Source organism: Serratia sp. H1w, from assembly GCF_000633355.1.
In the GTDB taxonomy this organism is placed as follows: domain Bacteria; phylum Pseudomonadota; class Gammaproteobacteria; order Enterobacterales; family Enterobacteriaceae; genus Chania.
The window spans coordinates 13813-30877 of sequence record NZ_AYMQ01000142.1 but is presented as its reverse complement, the minus strand read 5'-3'; the positions used below and the strand labels follow the sequence as shown (position 1 = coordinate 30877).

The 17065-nt window shown below is 55.7% G+C and carries 14 protein-coding genes; 5 read left to right on the top strand and 9 right to left on the bottom strand.

The annotated features are described in order from the left end of the window. Positions 1-33: 33 nt before the first annotated feature. The 8 genes from ompL to yihU form a co-directional block, all read right to left on the bottom strand. Positions 34-753: a porin OmpL gene (gene ompL / locus U869_RS0127175; RefSeq protein WP_025122181.1), complete on the bottom strand. Its 720-nt coding sequence runs from the start codon at positions 751-753 to the stop codon at positions 34-36. A 105-nt stretch (positions 754-858) separates the two neighbouring features. Further along, the gene (locus U869_RS0127170; protein WP_025122182.1) at positions 859-2295 is read right to left on the bottom strand and encodes an MFS transporter; all 1437 of its coding nucleotides are present in this window, start codon (positions 2293-2295) and stop codon (positions 859-861) included. A 153-nt stretch (positions 2296-2448) separates the two neighbouring features. Then, on the bottom strand, positions 2449-3846 hold the full coding sequence (locus U869_RS0127165) for an MFS transporter (RefSeq protein WP_025122183.1): 1398 nt from the start codon (positions 3844-3846) through the stop codon (positions 2449-2451). Between the two features lie 56 nt (positions 3847-3902). After that, positions 3903-5930, bottom strand: a complete 2028-nt coding sequence (locus tag U869_RS0127160) for an alpha-glucosidase (RefSeq protein ID WP_025122184.1) — start codon at positions 5928-5930, stop codon at positions 3903-3905. 54 nt (positions 5931-5984) lie between these two features. Continuing rightward, entirely contained in the window at positions 5985-7328 is a 1344-nt protein-coding gene (locus tag U869_RS0127155) for an L-fucose/L-arabinose isomerase family protein (protein WP_025122185.1), read from the bottom strand. A gap of 27 nt (positions 7329-7355) precedes the next feature. After that, positions 7356-8399, bottom strand: coding sequence for an aldose epimerase family protein (locus U869_RS0127150; protein WP_025122186.1), 1044 nt, complete (start codon positions 8397-8399; stop codon positions 7356-7358). A 47-nt stretch (positions 8400-8446) separates the two neighbouring features. After that, the gene (locus tag U869_RS0127145) at positions 8447-9310 is read right to left on the bottom strand and encodes a class II fructose-bisphosphate aldolase (RefSeq protein WP_025122187.1); all 864 of its coding nucleotides are present in this window, start codon (positions 9308-9310) and stop codon (positions 8447-8449) included. Between the two features lie 48 nt (positions 9311-9358). Next, a complete protein-coding gene (gene yihU / locus U869_RS0127140) occupies positions 9359-10249 on the bottom strand; it encodes a sulfolactaldehyde 3-reductase (RefSeq protein ID WP_025122188.1) in 891 nt (296 codons plus the stop codon). A gap of 226 nt (positions 10250-10475) precedes the next feature. On the opposite strand from yihU, the gene U869_RS0127135 reads away from it, so the two are divergent. From U869_RS0127135 to proX, 5 genes are all read left to right on the top strand, one after another. Further along, a complete protein-coding gene (locus tag U869_RS0127135; protein WP_025122189.1) occupies positions 10476-11372 on the top strand; it encodes a sugar kinase in 897 nt (298 codons plus the stop codon). 36 nt (positions 11373-11408) lie between these two features. Then, entirely contained in the window at positions 11409-12209 is an 801-nt protein-coding gene (locus tag U869_RS0127130; protein ID WP_025122190.1) for a DeoR/GlpR family DNA-binding transcription regulator, read from the top strand. Between the two features lie 344 nt (positions 12210-12553). Next, positions 12554-13756: a glycine betaine/L-proline ABC transporter ATP-binding protein ProV gene (proV, locus tag U869_RS0127125; protein WP_025122191.1), complete on the top strand. Its 1203-nt coding sequence runs from the start codon at positions 12554-12556 to the stop codon at positions 13754-13756. Then, on the top strand, positions 13749-14846 hold the full coding sequence (gene proW, locus U869_RS0127120) for a glycine betaine/L-proline ABC transporter permease ProW (protein ID WP_025122192.1): 1098 nt from the start codon (positions 13749-13751) through the stop codon (positions 14844-14846). The genes proV and proW overlap by 8 nt, the downstream gene beginning before the upstream one ends. Positions 14847-14918: 72 nt before the next feature. Further along, positions 14919-15920 carry a glycine betaine/L-proline ABC transporter substrate-binding protein ProX gene (proX, locus tag U869_RS0127115; protein WP_025122193.1) on the top strand — a complete coding sequence of 334 codons (1002 nt, stop codon included), beginning with the start codon at positions 14919-14921 and terminating at the stop codon, positions 15918-15920. Between the two features lie 169 nt (positions 15921-16089). Here proX and U869_RS0127110 read toward each other — a convergent pair whose 3' ends face one another. Next, positions 16090-16968 carry a LysR family transcriptional regulator gene (locus U869_RS0127110; RefSeq protein WP_025122194.1) on the bottom strand — a complete coding sequence of 293 codons (879 nt, stop codon included), beginning with the start codon at positions 16966-16968 and terminating at the stop codon, positions 16090-16092. Positions 16969-17065 lie beyond the last annotated feature (97 nt).

The window sequence follows — 17065 nt, the reverse complement described above, 5'->3', positions numbered from 1 at the left end:
ACGGGGGTGACCATAGATTTTTATTGCCGTGGCTCAGAAGGTATAACGCAGCCCTACGCGAATACGGTATTGCTCCTCGTTATAATAGTTCCAGCGATCCAACCATTGCAGTTCCAGATAAGGCATCCAATGAGTATCTATTTTATAGCTGAATTTATTGGTAATTTCCCAATGGTGATCCTTTCCGTTTTTACTTTTAAAATCATTCACCCGAATAAAGTAATGCGGCTCAAAAGTATAGTTCAGTTGATCGCTGAGTTTAAAGTTCCAGTAGTTGGCAATTTCATGAGTATCGTTGCGCGCCGGGTTACCATTATAATCAAGAGAGTCATAGTTATTGCGGTTATAGCGATAACGCACGGTCAGGTTGAAGAACGGCAAAAATTTATAGTTGTTGTCCAGATAGATCGCCCCCCCTGACCCTGCACTGTTCGAATTGACCAATCCACCAGGAGAAACCGTCCATTTGTCCGTTGGCCGGAATAGCGGATACCAGCCCTCCAGCTCGTTATAGCTGTGCTTGAGCTGTTCAAACTTGCCAATGTTATAGGCATTGGTCGCCATCACACCGGCACCGCCGTCAAAGTTATAGCCACCGCGCAGGATGATTTCGTTCAACTCGGAGGCGGTGTTATAAGCCTCGCGAGTCTCCAGATAAGCACGCCCGGCCTGAGCGCTGGCCGAAGCGCACAGCACGGTAACCAGCAGTGCCGTATTGATTTTTTTGCTGCTAGAACCCCAGAAAGTAGACATTGTCGAGTTTCCTTGTGACATTAAAGCGGATAAAAGGATGCAGTTAACCCGCCGTCATGCCGCTAGGCATGACAGCTAGGCGTTATTATTGGTAACGATCCTGGATTAGACTTCTTTGATTATTGTTGGATTGATTGCCGGATGAGGCTCGGCTATTTCGTTCCTATTGGCTTTATTGTGATTAATCTCGGCTATTATTTGCATAAATAGCTGCTCATTTAATTTATAAAAGCATCCCATCATCACGGCGGCCACCATCGCCAGGATGCAGGGATAAATAAAGATTAACTCGCGCAAACCTTTCAGCACCGAGACGGATTGCTCAACATTCGGGATATAGCCGATTTGCGTCAGCATGATGCCCGGCAATAATCCCGCCAACGCGGCGGAGATCTTGCGTGAGAAGGTGTAGCCGGTATACACCGAGCCTTCCGCGCGGATGCCGGTTTTCCATTCGCCGTAGTCAACGGTATCGGGCACCAGCGCCCAGTTGAGGCTGTTGACGAACGCCGTGCCGAAGAACGCCATGCAGGAGAATGCGACGAAAGAGACCGAGCTATCGCCCCATGCGTAGTTACACAAATCGCCGAGGCACCACAACAGCAGGCCGCCCAGGTAGACCCTCTTTTTACCGAAGTGCTTCACCGCCGCCGGCACCATCAACACGCCAATCAGGATGCAGCCCATGCTAAAGAAGCCCATATAGGACAGCAAATGGATATCGTGTAACACGTACTGGGTGTAATAAACCTGGATCGCCAGCTTGATATTAAACGCCGCCAGCGTACACAGGTTGGCGATGCACAACACCAGCAACGGCGGGTTCTGGAAAATCGCGCGGAATGATTTGAAGATGCCGGGTTTATGGTGCGCCGGGATCACCTCAACATAACGTTCCTTGACCCCGGCATGACACCACCACATACAAAAGACGCCGCAGGTCGCAAACACCACGGCGGCAACCAGATAGCCCATCTCCGGGCGTGCAGTGAACAGCATCTGGATAGGCACAAAGCCCACGGTGCATAACAGCAGCCCCAGCGTTGCACCGCCCTGCCGCCAGGCGGCCAGTTGGGCACGTTCCTGCGGGTTTTTGGTGATGGCGGGCACCATCGCCCCATAAGAGCAGTTCATCAGGCTGTAGAACAGGCCGAACAGCATAAACAGCACGGTCGCCAGCACGGTTTTGGTATTCAGGCTAAAACCGGTATTCAGGAAGTTGGCTACGGCAACCAACGCCACGGGCAGCGAAGCATAAAAGATAAATGGTCTGAACTTGCCTTTAGGGCCAATATTGCGCCGGGAATCCAGCAGCACGCCAGTCAGCATATCGGTGAAGGCGGTGAAGAATTTGGCGATCAGGAAGATCACACCGCCATAAATGGCGGGTAGCCCCAGAATATCGGTATAGAACTTCAGCAAATACAAGGTACCGATACACAGCATCAGGTTGGAACCGAAGTCCCCCATGCCGTAGGCGAACTTTTCGCGCAGCGGCAACCGCAGCGTGACGGGATCTTGGTAGGGTAACGAGTTGGCCATCTTGCTGGTCCTTATTATTGTCTGACACCCTTCGTCTTACAGGTTGTAGGGGTCGAGCATGCCTAATCCATTGACGATTAAGACAGGTGCCGCATGCAGCTAATCGGGCGCAACATGCGGCGCCCCTACGGTGGAAATTATCCGCACAGCCGCTTATAGCGCCGGGCTGACAGCCCGCTTGCGGTCTTCCAGCTCACCGACGATCTTGAGGTAGTTTTTCTCCGTCAGATGATAGAACAGCCCCATGGTCAATGCGGTCAGTACCGCCAGGCCGCAAGGGTAGAGGAAGATCAATTGCCGCAAGCCTTCCAGCGTGCCTGCCCCTTGCGCCACATTAGGGACATAGCCGATATAGGCCAACATCACGCCAGGGAAGAAGCCAGCCAACCCTTGGGAAACCTTGCGGAAGAAGGTAAAGCCGGTATACACCGTGCCTTCCGAACGCACGCCGGTCTTCCACTCGCCGTATTCGACGGTATCCGACACCAGCGCCCAGTTGAGGCTGTTGACGAACGCCGTGCCGAAGAACGCCAGGCAAGAGAACAACACAAACAGCGTGGAGGTATTGCCCCACATATAGTTCATGGCATCGCCGAGGATCCACAGTGACAGGCCGCCCAGATAGACGTTTTTCTTGCCAAAGCGCTTCACCACCGTGGGTACCAGCAGTACCCCAAGCAGGATGCAGCCCATGCTGAAGAAACCCATATAGGACAGCAGGGTAATATCGTTGAGGACGTACTGGGTGTAGTAGATCTGGATCGCCAGCTTGATGTTGAAGCCCGCCAAGGTACACAGGTTGGCGATGCACAACACGAACAGCGGTTTGTTACCGGCGATCGCCTTGAACGACTGCAACAAACCCGGCTTGGGTGCGCCCGCTTTCGGGATCTCGACGTAACGCTCTTTGACGCCGGAATAACACCACCACATGCACAGCATCCCGACGAAGGCGAAGATCGCCGCCGCCACCAGATAACCGACCTGTGGACGCCCGTCAAACAGCGACAGGATCGGCACAAACGCCACGGTACACAGCAACAATCCCACCGTTGCCCCGCCCTGTCTAAAGGCAGCCAGTTGCGCCCGCTCCTGCGGGTTTTTGGTCATCGCCGGCACCATTGCGCCGTAAGAGCAGTTCATCATGCTGAAGAACAGCCCGAACGCCATAAAGATCAGCGTAGCGATCACCGTTTTAATCGTGACGTCGAACGAAGCACCGACGCCAATAAAGTTGGCCACCACCAGCAATGCCACCGGCATGGAGGCATACAGGATGAACGGCCGGAACTTGCCTTTGGCGCCAATATTGCGCCGGGAATCAAGCATCAGCCCGGTGCCAATGTCGGTAAAGGCGGTAAAGAAGCGCGAGATCAGGAAGATCAGCCCACCCCACGCGGCCGGAATGCCCAGGACATCGGTATAAAACTTCAGCAGATACAGCGTGCCGACACACAACAACAGGTTGGAACCGACATCGCCTATGCCGTAGGCGAATTTCTCGCGCAGGGGCAATATCAGCTTCACCGGATCCTGATTAGCTTCACTCATGGTGATTCTCCTTAGCCGCCATCGCCATTCGGCAACTGGCGGCTGACAATGGGTGATTACAGCGTGCGCAGCGAGGCAAACAGCTCGGCCCACTCACTATCCGCCCGGTAGAACACCGGCGGCTGGCCCATAGGTGCCGCTATCGTCACCTCAGTTCCTCCGCTGTGCGGCTCGCCGGTCCACAGGTTGATCCAGCTATCCTGCGGCAGATAGAGCGTCCAGTCGGTGCGCCCTTCCTCATGCACCGGTGCCACCAGCAGGTCACGGCCAAACAGGTATTGGTATTTCAGGCTGTAGGTGTGGGCATCGTCTTCATAATGCAGGAACAGCGGGCGCATCACCGGCAAACCGGACTGCGCATTGAGCGCCACCGCTTGCTTGATGTACGGCTTAAGGGCGGTGAACACCCGAGTCATGCGGGCAAACTGGCGGATGGTTTCCACGTCGTGATCAAACTGCCAGTTAGAATCCGGGCGATTACCTTCATGGGTACGCATTACCGGCGTGAAGGCGCAGAACTCGCACCAGCGCATCAGCAATTCTTTGCTGCGTTTCATCTCAAACAGCGTGGTGTAGCCGCCAATATCGCTGTGATGCAGGCCGTGGCCAGTCATCGCCAGCGACAGCGCCGCCGGGATCACCGAGGCCAGGCCGTCGTCCAGGCTCCAATCCACGTTCTGATCGCCCGCCCACATCATCACCGAATATTTCTGGCTGCCGGTGTAGCCCGCTCGCATAAAGAACATGATCTCGCCAAGCTTGCCACTTTCCTCCAGCGCATCGTAGTTGCACTTGGCCCACAGGGCTGGCCAGGCGTTGTGCATGATTTCCGCATCAATGCCGTTATGCAGTACGGTGTCGGTCGGCAGATACTCGCCAAAGTCCGCCATCCAGCCGTCGAGGCCAAACTCGATCAGGTTCTGTTTGATGACGTTCTTGTACCATTCATAGGCTTCCGGCTTGGTGAGATCGACCACGCCCGCATAAAACTCGCCAAACTCGACCTGATAGTCTTTGCCGGCGTAATCCTTGGTCAGATAGCCTTTTTCTGCCGCTTCGGCATACAGCTCTTTCTCGATGGCCACGTAGGGGTTGATGTACCCCAGAAAACGTACGCCTTCTTTTTTCCACTGCGGGATGCGCTTATCCAGTTCCGGATACAGCTCGCTATCCCAACGCCAATTCCACATCAGGCGTTTGCCGAAAGAGGTAACACGCCGCCCTTCCCAATCCTGCGCCCAGATCCCGCTGACCTTGACGCCGTGCTCACGCATCACGTCCAGTTTCTGTTGGCAGACCTCGGTACCGCCCTGAATACCCAGGATCACACCGTCATATACCCAGTCCGGCAGCTCTGGCTGGCGGCCAAGCAACGCGGTCAGCTTTTCCAACAGGCTGATGTAGCTGTCGGCGCAGTCAAAGCGCAGCACCGCCTGATCCTGCCAGATCGCCAGCTCATGGAATTCTGGGGCAGAAAAATCGAAGTTCATGTAGCAGCTGTTTTCTACGTGGCAGTAGTATTTCTGGCTGCTGACAAAGGTCGGCTGCGGGAAGAAGGTCCAGTAATAATCCCCACCCGCATTCTCCTGGCAGTCTGCCTGCCAGGTGACATAGGTCTGCTTGTTACGGCCAACGCCCTGCTCGCTGGTCCATAATGGGAAAGGTTTGCCGCGCAGATCGAAGTAGGAGAACTGTTCGCCGCAGCCATAAACGTGATCTTCCTGCTGGGCCGCCAGACGCAACCACATGCGGTTGTTCAGTTCGTCACTGTTGCGCAGCTGCATTTCCAAGCGCCCTTGCGCATCGGTAGTGATTGCCAGCGTGCACTGGGCCACATCGCCCCGGCTAAAACGGATCAGCCAGCCTTTGCCCTGCGGAGTGATCTGGGTTTCGGTCAGCGCCAGTTTTTCACTGAGCTGATCTTTGATGCTGAAGTTACCGCGGAACATCTCGATATCCGCCTTGCCGCGCCCAATCCACAGGCACGGAGCCTCTGGCGTGTGTTGTAACAGCACTCGCTGCTGAAAGGTCAGTGTAAATCCACCTGCGTGTTGCGTCAGTTCCAAGCCTTGCTGAGAAGCCATGATCCATTCTCCAAGAGGTTAAATGCCGTATTTGCCCAAGCGTTCGTCGCCCACTCAGGTCAGTTCAATCACGTCCAAACCAAGCAGGCCGGCCACTTTACGCAGCAGCGGGCGGTGCTCGCCGTAAACCAATGAGGTGTGATGCTCCATCCCTGCCGCAATCAGGCGCTGGCGATAAGTATCGGCATCGACATCCAGCCGCGCGGTACCGGCGGTGCCGGAAAAGGCCAGCGGAGCCTTGATCATTTCGCCCCCCGCCAGCATCAGGCGCAGTTTGCCTTCGCCCTGCGTGATGCGACATAGCGTGATGCGCCCCGGTTTGAGCGCAAACTCAGACAACAGAGGCAGCTTGCGGTTGGAGTGGATGGTGGCCTGCACCGGGCCATCGCGATCGGCCATTTCGATCGGCGCCTGCCCGCAGTGCCAGAACACCACGCTGTTATCCTGTGGATCGATATCCACCAGGTCGGTATTGAACGCCGCATTGCCAGAGGCCCACTGCGCCATCAGCGAAGAGAGCACGCCAAACATGTCGGCTTCACAGCCACACGGCACTTTGTCTTCGTTCATCAATGCCAACGCCCCGCAGGCAGCGCAGCCGTAATCGGTGAAGAAATCCGGCCAGCAGCGCACAGCAATACCGGTGTAACCTTCGCGCTGCGCTTTTTCACGCAGGGCAGAGTAAACCTTGAGCGTTTTGCGGGTCGCGGTTTGGTCCATTTCCGCCAGGTTGGGGAAATCTTTGGCACGGCGGGCATAAGGCGCATCGGCCACGCTATCCGGCAGCGCTTTCACCTCGTCGATAAACTCCAGCACGGGCTGGCGAGTGACCTCAACGCCAAAGTGCTGCGTCAACTGCTGTTGGTTGTAGTTGCAAGCATCAAAGCCCAGCGGATGTTCGCCAATCACCATCACCTTGGCCTGCTTAAAACGTTTCACGATCGCCGCAGCCTGTGCCAGTTGCTGCAATTCGCTAATCACCCGGCTGTCGTCCGGCAAACCGTGCAGCGTTTGCACGTTAATGGCTTCACGGCTTAGGGCATGGCAAGCCAGATTCACCCCGCAGAAAGAATTCAGGCGCAAGCGGCCGCCGGTACGGGCCTCCGGGAATGACCACATCGCCGTGGGCACCGGGAAACCACGCACCACTTCAGTAGTGAGAGAGGCATCGGTAAAGGTCACTTGCAGGATCAGCAGCAGATCGAGATCGGCCTGTTTCAGTGCGGGCAGCATTTTCAGGGCCGATTCGGCATCAAACTGCAATACCGGTTCGCCAACCAACTCGATATCCATGCCACTCAGCGCCTGCCAGGACTGCGCTAACATCTCTTGTGCGTAAGGCACGTCGAAGGTCGTGCGGCCTAGTGCCAACACGCCGACTTTTGCTTTATTGTTCATCGTATTGCTTCCAGTAATCGAGTAAATCTAGGCCACGGTGCTGAAGCGGTGTTCAGTCTGGCTGTGATAGTTTTCCCCTGGGCGCAGCACCACGTTGCCAAAATGGGCATGGTGAATGCTGTCTGGGAACGCCTGGGTTTCGAGGCAAATGCCGGAAAATGCCTGATAGCGATGACCGGCCTTGCCGTTCCAGATCTTGTTGGAAAGCTTGAAGGCGTTATATAACTGCACGCCCGGCAGCGAGGTATGGACTTCCATCACGCGCCCGGTTTGCGGGCAGGTCAGGCTTGCTGCGGGATGCAGAGCACCATCGCCCGGCTTGAGCACGAAGTTCATATCAAAATCCTGGGCCGGGCGGTGCAACATGGCATCCCCCAGACGACGGGCGTTGCGAAAATCAAAGGCCGTGCCAGCAACGCGGCGGATCTCACCGGTGGGCAGCATGGTGCTTTCATCAACCGGAGTGATGAAGTCGGCTTCGATTTTGAGCTGCTGGTCGTGGATCAGGTGCTGGTGGCCTCGCAGGTTGTAGTGGCTGTGATTGACCAGGTTGACCAGCGTCGGCTTGTCCGTCTGCGCCGTAAAGCTCAGCGTCATCACGTTGTCTTCCGTCAGGCCGATGCGGTGCCAAACCTGCAAGTTCCCCGGATAGCCTTCTTCGCCATCGCTGGAAGTACGGCTGAAAATAATGCCGTCGCCATCTTCCTGTGCCTGCCAGACATACTTGTCAAAACCCTGACGCCCGCCGTGCAGATGCTGCCCGGTAGGAAGTTCATTGGTGGCCAGAATGTACTCCTGGCCGTCAATGCTGAAGCGGCCACCGGCGATACGGTTGGCACAGCGCCCGGCAATCGCCCCAAAGAAGGGATGCCCGGCCTGATAAGCCGCCAAATTGTCGAATCCCATCACGATGTCTTCCGCCTGCCCATGGCGATCCGGCACCCAAAGCTGAGTAATGATGCAGCCGTAATCGGTCACGCACAGCCGCATGCCGTTGGCATTGGTCAAGGTGAACAGGTAAACGGCCTGTCCCTGATGCTCGCCAAAATGCTGGCGTTGAAGAGTGGTCATAATCTGCGCCTTATGATTAGCGCGGCAGTCTGCCGCGCAACGGATGCTTAAAACTGAGCGGCTTTACCCTGGCTGCCAAACAGCCTGATTTTTTCCGCGACCTTGGCCTGCATCACATCGCGGCCATGCCCAAGCGACACCGCCAGGACAAACTCGTCAGGATCTTTGTCGAGCACCTCGCTCATCCCTTGGGTGAAGGCCTGCCGCAGTTCGGTGTCCACGTTCACCTTGGCAACGCCCAACGACACCGCCTTGCGGATCTGATCGTCCGGTACGCCGGAGCCGCCATGCAGCACAATCGGTTTTTTGACGATCTCGCGGATCTCTTGCAAGCGTTCGAACGCCAGCTTGGGTTCTTGCTTGTACAGGCCATGTGCCGTACCAATCGACACCGCCAGATAATCCACCGTGGTCAATTCGGCAAACTGCAACGCTTCGCTACTGCTGGTGATCAGGGCGTCCTTTTCATCGACCGAAATATCATCCTCGGTGCCACCGATCTTGCCGATCTCGCCTTCGACCCCAATGTTCAGCGCGTGGGCTACATCCGCCACGGCGCGGGTAATACGCACGTTTTCGTCAAATGACAGATGCGAGCCATCAAACATCACCGACTGGAACCCAGCCTGCACCGCCTGCATGGTCTGCTCGAAGCTGCGGCTGTGATCCAGGTGGATACATACCGGCACCGTGATATCGTGCATAAACGCGTCGATCATCGCCTTCATAGGTTCCAGCCCCATCACGCTGATCACTTTCTGTCCTACCTGAATCATGATCGGGGCCTGTTCCTGTTCGGCCGCCAGCAAAATGGCGCGAATGGTTTCAGCGTTATGTGCGCTGAATGCGCCGATGGCATAGCCGTGTTCCCATGCGTGTTGGATCATGGTGTTACCAGATAAATAAGGCATTGCTTCTCCCCTTTGCGCACTGCGTGGCAGGCGCAATTACGTTAAGTGTTACGCGTTATTCGTTCTGCCCGAAGCAGCGCGAACCTGTTCCAAAATGGCACTCCAGTCCTGACGCCCACGCCCACTAGCCCGCGCCTGGCTGTAAACCTCGCGTGAAGCCGCGCCCATCGGCATGGCTACGTGCAACTGATTGGCGACATCGAGCGCGATCCCCAGATCCTTGTGCGCCAGATCGATCATGAATGCCGGGCTGAGATCGCCCTTCAGCACCTTGTTCGGCCAGGAGGTGGTGAAATGCCCCTTGCCGGCCGGAGTGCCGCTCATCACTTGCAGCGCCACGTCGAACGACAATCCCAGTGCCTCACACAGCACCGCCGCTTCGGCAGACAGCGCGTTCAGCGCGATGCTCATGTAGTTGTTGATCAGCTTGACGCGGATCCCCATGCCTGGCCCACCGGCGTTGATCAGCTCCGATCCCATCGCCATCAGCACGGGCGTAGCGCGTTCTACCTGCTTGGCGGTGCCACCAGCCAGGATCAGCAACGTGCCTGCCTGGGCATGGTCAGAAGTCCGCCCGACCGGCGCATCCATCAGGCTAAAGCCCCGTGTCTGCATCTGGGCAATCAGCCGGTCGGTTTGCAGCGGATGAATGGTGGACATATCCATCACCAGGGCCGCTGGCGGTAAGGTGGTACACACCCCTTCGGCACCGAACAGCACCTCATGCACCAAATCGCCGTTGGGTAACATGGTGATGACAAACTCCGCGTCTTGTGCTGCCTGCGCCGGACTGGTTGCCGCCGTGGCTCCTTGTGCCACCAGGGTGCTGACCGCCGCCGGGCTGATATCGAAAACGTTCAGCCGGTGCCCCTGCTTGAGCAAGTTGCTGGCCATCGGCGCGCCCATTTGCCCTAGCCCGATAAATGCGATCTGTGCCATGGTTCTCTCCTGTTGATTACCCTTGTCATCTTCGTGTCAACTCTGCGGCCACAAACCAGACCGTTTTTGTCTGTTTTTGATCGTATTTGTAATTTATAGTCAAAAAATTGACAGGCGTCACTCTTTTAACATTTGAGTGAATTAAAATGATGGCAGCGTGATCGGCAGCCACTTTTTGCTGAAAAACCGTTCACTAACCGCCAATCAACCACCAGGGATATTGTTTATGACTCGAATTGCGTGCGTAGGCATTGCCGTGCAAGACCGCCTGTATTACGTAGAAAAGCTACCCGAAGGCGGAGGGAAATATGTCGCCCTGGATTACTATGAAATCGGTGGAGGCCCGGCGGCAACGGCAGCGGTGGCCGCAGCCAGACTGGGAGCAGAGGTCGATTTCATTGGCCGCGTCGGAGATGATGCAACCGGGCAAACGCTATTGGCCGAGCTGGGCAGCTATGGCGTCAATGTCAAGCATGCGCGCCGTTACCCACAGGCGCGTTCCTCACAATCAGCCGTGCTGGTGGACGCCCAGGGTGAGCGCATGATCATCAACCATCCCAGCCCTGACTTGCCCGAGGACGCCGACTGGCTCCATGGCATCGACTTTAGCCAATATGACGTGGTGTTGGCTGACGTACGCTGGCATCAAGGTGCGCTGACCGCCTTCACCTTGGCCCGCCGCGCAGGCGTCACCACCCTGTTGGATGCCGATATCACGCCGCAAGATATCCGTCCGCTGGTAGCTTTGGCCGACCATGCCGCCTTCTCCGAACCGGGGCTACTACGGATGACGGGAGCAGCGGACGTCAAACAGGGATTACGTGTCGCCAAAAATGACAAAAACGGACAAATTTATGTCACTCAAGGTAAACATGGCTGTTTTTGGCTGGAAAACGATCAACTGAAACATCAGCCGGGCTTTCAGGTTGAGGTGGTGGATACGACGGGAGCTGGGGACGTTTTTCACGGTGCGCTGGCGGTGGCTCTGGGTTCACAACCCGATATTGCCCAGGCGGTACGCTACGCCAATGCAGTTGCCGCGTTGAAGTGTACCCGCCCCGGCGGCCGTGCTGGCATTCCCAATTGTGATCAAACAGACTCTTTCCTGGCCAGTTTTGTATAATATGTTCGACTGTTGACACAATGAAGAGAGAACAGCATGAGTCTGACTGAACTTACCGGCAACCCACGCCACGATCAGCTGATTCAGTTGATCGCCAAGCGCGGCTATATGAACATCGACGAACTGGCGCAATTGCTGGAGGTTTCAACACAGACGGTCAGGCGTGATATCCGCAAGCTGAGCGAACAGGGGCTGATAACCCGGCATCATGGCGGTGCGGGCCGGGCTTCCAGCGTGGTCAACACCGCTTTCGAGCAGCGGGAACTCTCTTACACCGAAGAGAAAATGGCGATTGCGGAAGCCATCGCCGATTACATTCCGGATCGCTCCACGGTGTTTATCACCATCGGTACTACCGTTGAGCACGTTGCCCGCGCGCTGATGAACCACAGCCATCTACGCATCATTACCAACAGCCTACGGGTAGCGCATATCCTATATAAAAATACCGAGTTTGAAGTGATGGTGCCCGGTGGTACGCTGCGCCCCAATAATGGCGGCATCATCGGCCCTAGCGCGGTAAGCTTTGTCGAGGGTTTCCGGGCCGACTATCTGATCACCAGCGTCGGGGCGATCGAGGCCAACGGCGATCTGCTGGAGTTTGATGTGAATGAGTCCAGCGTGGTGAAAGCGATGATGGCGCATTCCCGTCATATTCTCCTGGCGGCGGACCACACCAAGTTCCACGCCTCTGCGGCGGTAGAGATCGGCAATACCCGCCAGGTGACCGCGCTATTCACCGACACGCCTCCCCCTTCTGCATTGGGAAGCTTGTTGCAGCAACAGCAGGTGGAACTGGTCGTTATCCCCACCAACAGCGAAGAACCCACGCTGTGATCCAGAGCCGCTAAACTCGCTGATTTTCCTGCCGATCGTTAATGCACGCAGAGTATTATTATGCGTGCATTTATTTCTCATTTGACCACACCAATATCCCCCAGGGATCGCCGCCATAGCCACCAATATATCCGCGCATTTCCGCTTAATGATTACGGTTAATTAACTATGCAAAAACCGGCTAATTATGGCCAATCATCACACCAGATATTGGCAGAAAAATCCGACGATATTGACATTGAGGGTTGTCTCAGAATGTCAGTGTGTTAGGGTATGGGGCACTCTTATTTTCTATTAGGACAATTTTATCGTTTGATAATACACCACAGGAAACAGCATATTGCATGGCAATTAAACTCGAAGTAAAAAATTTATATAAGATATTTGGTGAGCACCCGGAACGCGCATTTAAGCTGATTGACAAAGGTCTGACTAAAGACCAGTTGTTGGAGAAAACGGGGTTATCACTTGGCGTCAAGAACGCCTCTCTGGCCATTGAAGAAGGCGAGATATTTGTCATCATGGGGCTTTCCGGTTCCGGTAAATCCACCTTGGTACGCCTTCTCAATCGTCTGATAGAACCCACCCGCGGTGAGGTGCTGATCGACGGTGAGGATATATCAAAAATATCCGATGCCGCGCTGCGCACCGTACGGCGAAATAAGATCAGCATGGTGTTCCAGTCATTCGCCTTAATGCCGCATATGAACGTATTAAATAATACCGTTTTCGGCATGGAATTAGCGGGCATTCCGTTACAGGAACGCCAGGATAAAGCGCTGGACGCTTTGCGTCAGGTTGGGTTGGAAAATTATGCCAACGCTTATCCCGATGAACTGTCCGGCGGCATGCGCCAGCGTGTGGGCTTAGCCCGCGCCATGGCTAACGATCCGGATATATTGTTAATGGATGAAGCCTTCTCTGCACTGGACCCATTAATACGTGCCGAGATGCAGGATGAGCTTGTCAAATTACAGGCGAAACATCAGCGCACCATCGTATTTATTTCCCACGATCTGGATGAAGCGATGCGTATTGGCGATCGTATTGCCATTATGCAGGGCGGCGAAGTGATCCAGGTCGGTACGCCGGATGAAATATTAAATAATCCGGCCAACGATTATGTACGCACCTTCTTCCGCGGCGTCGATATCAGCCACGTTTTCAGTGCCAAAGATATCGCCAAGCGTCGCCCGGTGACCCTGATCCGTAAGACCCCCGGTTTTGGTCCGCGCTCTGCGTTGCAGATCCTGCGTGATGAAGACCGTGACTATGGCTACGTGCTTGAACGCGGCCAGAAATTTATCGGCGTGGTATCGATAGACTCTCTCAAGCAGGCGCTGGCGGCCAATCAAACGCTGGACGACGCCCTGCTGGATGCCCCACTGCCCGTTCCGGCCGATATGCCGCTGAGCGAGCTGATCTCACTGGTAGCACAGGCCCCTTGCGCCGTGCCGGTGGTCGGGGAAGAGAACAACTATATCGGTATTATTTCCAAAGGCATGCTGTTGCAGGCTTTAGATAAAGAGGGCCCTACGAATGAGTGATAATCAGGATCCATGGGCAACCGCTGCCACATCCCCTAACGACGCCGCTGCCACCAGCAGCGATCCCTGGTCAACCGGCGCACCGGTAGACAGCGTGCCCCATGATGCCGCAAATCAGGCCGCATCGGGCGCTGACTGGCTTAACAGCGCCCCAGTGGAGCCCGAGCACTTTAGCCTGCTGGATCCGTTCCACAAGGCTTGGGTGCCGTTTGATACCTGGGTCACCCACGGCATTGATTGGCTGGTACTGCATTTCCGTCCGCTGTTCCAGGGCATTCGCGTGCCGGTGGATTTCATCCTCAGCGGCTTTCAGCAGTTTTTGCTGGGCATGCCCGCTCCGCTCGCCATTGTGCTGTTCTCACTGATCGCCTGGCAGATATCCAGTCTGGGTATGGGTGCAGCTACGCTACTGTCGCTAGTCGCCATCGGGGCTATCGGAGCCTGGTCGCAGGCGATGGTTACGCTGGCGTTGGTGCTCACCGCCCTATTCTTCTGCATCCTGATCGGGCTGCCGTTGGGAATATGGCTGGCGCGCAGCAAACATGCCGCCAAAGTGATTCGGCCACTGCTCGACGCCATGCAGACGACTCCGGCCTTCGTCTACCTGGTGCCGATCGTCATGTTGTTCGGTATCGGTAACGTGCCAGGGGTCGTGGTGACGATTATCTTCGCCTTGCCGCCGATCGTGCGTCTGACCATTCTGGGCATCAAACAAGTGCCGGAAGATCTGATTGAAGCCGCCGAGTCCTTTGGTGCCAGCCCACGCCAACTGCTGTTTAAAGTCCAGTTGCCGTTGGCCATGCCAACCATTATGGCCGGGGTTAACCAGACGCTGATGCTGGCGCTGTCGATGGTGGTGATCGCCTCGATGATCGCCGTAGGCGGTCTGGGCCAGATGGTACTACGTGGCATCGGCCGCCTGGATATGGGGCTGGCTGCCGTCGGCGGTGTCGGTATCGTCATTCTGGCCATCATCCTCGATCGCCTCACCCAGTCGCTGGGGCGCGATCGCCGCAGTAAAGGGCTTGGCCGCTGGTATACCCACGGCCCTATCGGGTTGATCGCTCGCCCGTTTTGCAAAAAAGCCTAACCGTTCTTCCCGCCAGCGGCTTTGTGCTCTGGCGGGCTATCTCCAAACAACATCAATAACAGAGGAAAAACTATGCGCACTACAGGGATCTGGGCGATTGCCCTTACCACACTGATTGGTTCACAGGTTGCTTCCGCTGCTGATTTGCCAGGAAAAGGTATTTCGGTACAACCGATACAAAGCACCATCTCCGAAGAAACCTTCCAGACGCTGCTGGTCAGCAAGGCACTGGAAAAGCTCGGCTATGATGTGAAAGAACCTCGCGAAGTCGATTACAACGTGGCTTACACCTCCATCGCCGCCGGGGATGCCACTTTTCTGGCGGTGAACTGGGATCAGTTACACGCCGATCAATACAAGGCGGCCGGAGGCGATAATAAATTTTATCGCGAAGGGGCCTATGTCAGCGGCGCCGCTCAGGGCTACCTGATCGACAAAAAAACCGCCGACCAGTATCACATCACCAACGTTGAGCAGCTCAAAGATCCGAAAATTGCTAAGCTGTTTGATACTAACGGCGACGGCAAGGCAGACTTGACCGGCTGTACGCCGGGCTGGGGCTGTGAAGCGGTGATTAATCACCAGATTGACGCCTACGGCCTGAGCAAAACCGTAGAGCACAATCAAGGCAACTACGCCGCGATGATCGCCGATACCATCACCCGCTTTAAAGAAGGCAAACCGGTGTTGTATTACACCTGGACGCCGTACTGGGTCAGCGATGTGATGGTGCCAGGGCGTGACGTTGTCTGGCTGCAAGTCCCGTTCTCTTCCCTGCCGGGTGTGCAGAAAGATGTCGATACCAAGCTGCCGAACGGTTCTAACTACGGCTTCCCGGTCAACACCATGCATATTGCCGCCAATAAGCAGTGGGCACAGGCCAACCCTGCCGCAGCCAAGCTGTTTGCCATCATGAAGCTGCCGATTGCAGACGTGAACGCACAGAACCTGCGGATGCATGCTGGCCAGGCTTCTCAGGCCGATATCCAAAACCATGTCAATGGTTGGATCAAGGCTCACCAGGCCACGTTTGACGGCTGGGTGAAAACCGCCGCAGAAGCTGCCAAGTCATAACGTTTCCCCTCACCCCAACCCTCTCCCACAGGGAGAGGGAGCTGTCAGCCCCTGCTCTTTTGCAGGTAAAAACATCTTCTCGGCAAACTCGATCTCCCCTCACCTAACCACTCCCACAGGGAGAGAGAGCGGGTAAAGAAGCAACGGGCACGGCTCATTCGCTGTGCCCTCACTCCGGCAACATCATCTCGGTAAACTGTAAAAATCGTTCGGCCGTCTTCGACAAAGGTTGATTCCACACGCAATATACCTGACGACGCGGACCATCCACGATCGGGATCGCCACTAGTGAACTCAATCGCTGGGCCGTGGAAATCGGTACAATCCCTGCAGCCAGACCACGCCGCACCAGATTCTCCAACCATTCAATATGGTCGATCTCAAAGCTGACATGGCGTTTGATCCCCGCAGCCTGAAAGGCCCGGTCGGTCTGCCGTCGCGCCCCGGTGCCGCTATAGAAATCCACCAGCGGCACTTCGGACAACGTTTGCAGATTGATACGCTGATACCCCGCCAACGCATGCTCTGCGGCCACCAGCGCAACCAGCGGTTCGTCGGTTAACTGCCGGTGCGAATCTGGCAGCATGTCTTTATCACCCGGCCAGATGCCGACAAATGCCACATCGGTCTTCTGCTGGCGTATATCCTCCAGCAATACTTCACTGATACCAACGTACAGCCGAATATTCACCGCCGGATGATGACGGTGGAACTCACCCAGCTTCTCGGTAAGGTCTATCGCGTTAATGGTTGAAATGGTGCCAATGGTCAGCGTGCCGGATACCGTGCCAGCGGCGGCCACCACCTCCTCCACCAGCGTCTGTTTAGCGGCCAGTAACCGCTGCGCCGGTTGAATAAAAGCACGTCCTGCAGTAGTCAGTTCCACTCGGCGCGAAGTGCGCTCAAACAGCGTACAACCCAGCTCTTCCTCCAGTTTGGCTACCTGATGACTCAGAGCAGATTGCACCGTATGGCAACGCTGTGCGGCGCGGGTAAAACTCTGTTCCTCGGCCACCGCCAAGGCATAACGGATCTGTTTCAGATTCATGTTATCTATCGCGAAATGAGATGGATCAGATGAAAATTATACATTGGTTTAACATTCTGTTCTGCATGATACTTCGGTCACAGTTTTTCCATTATTG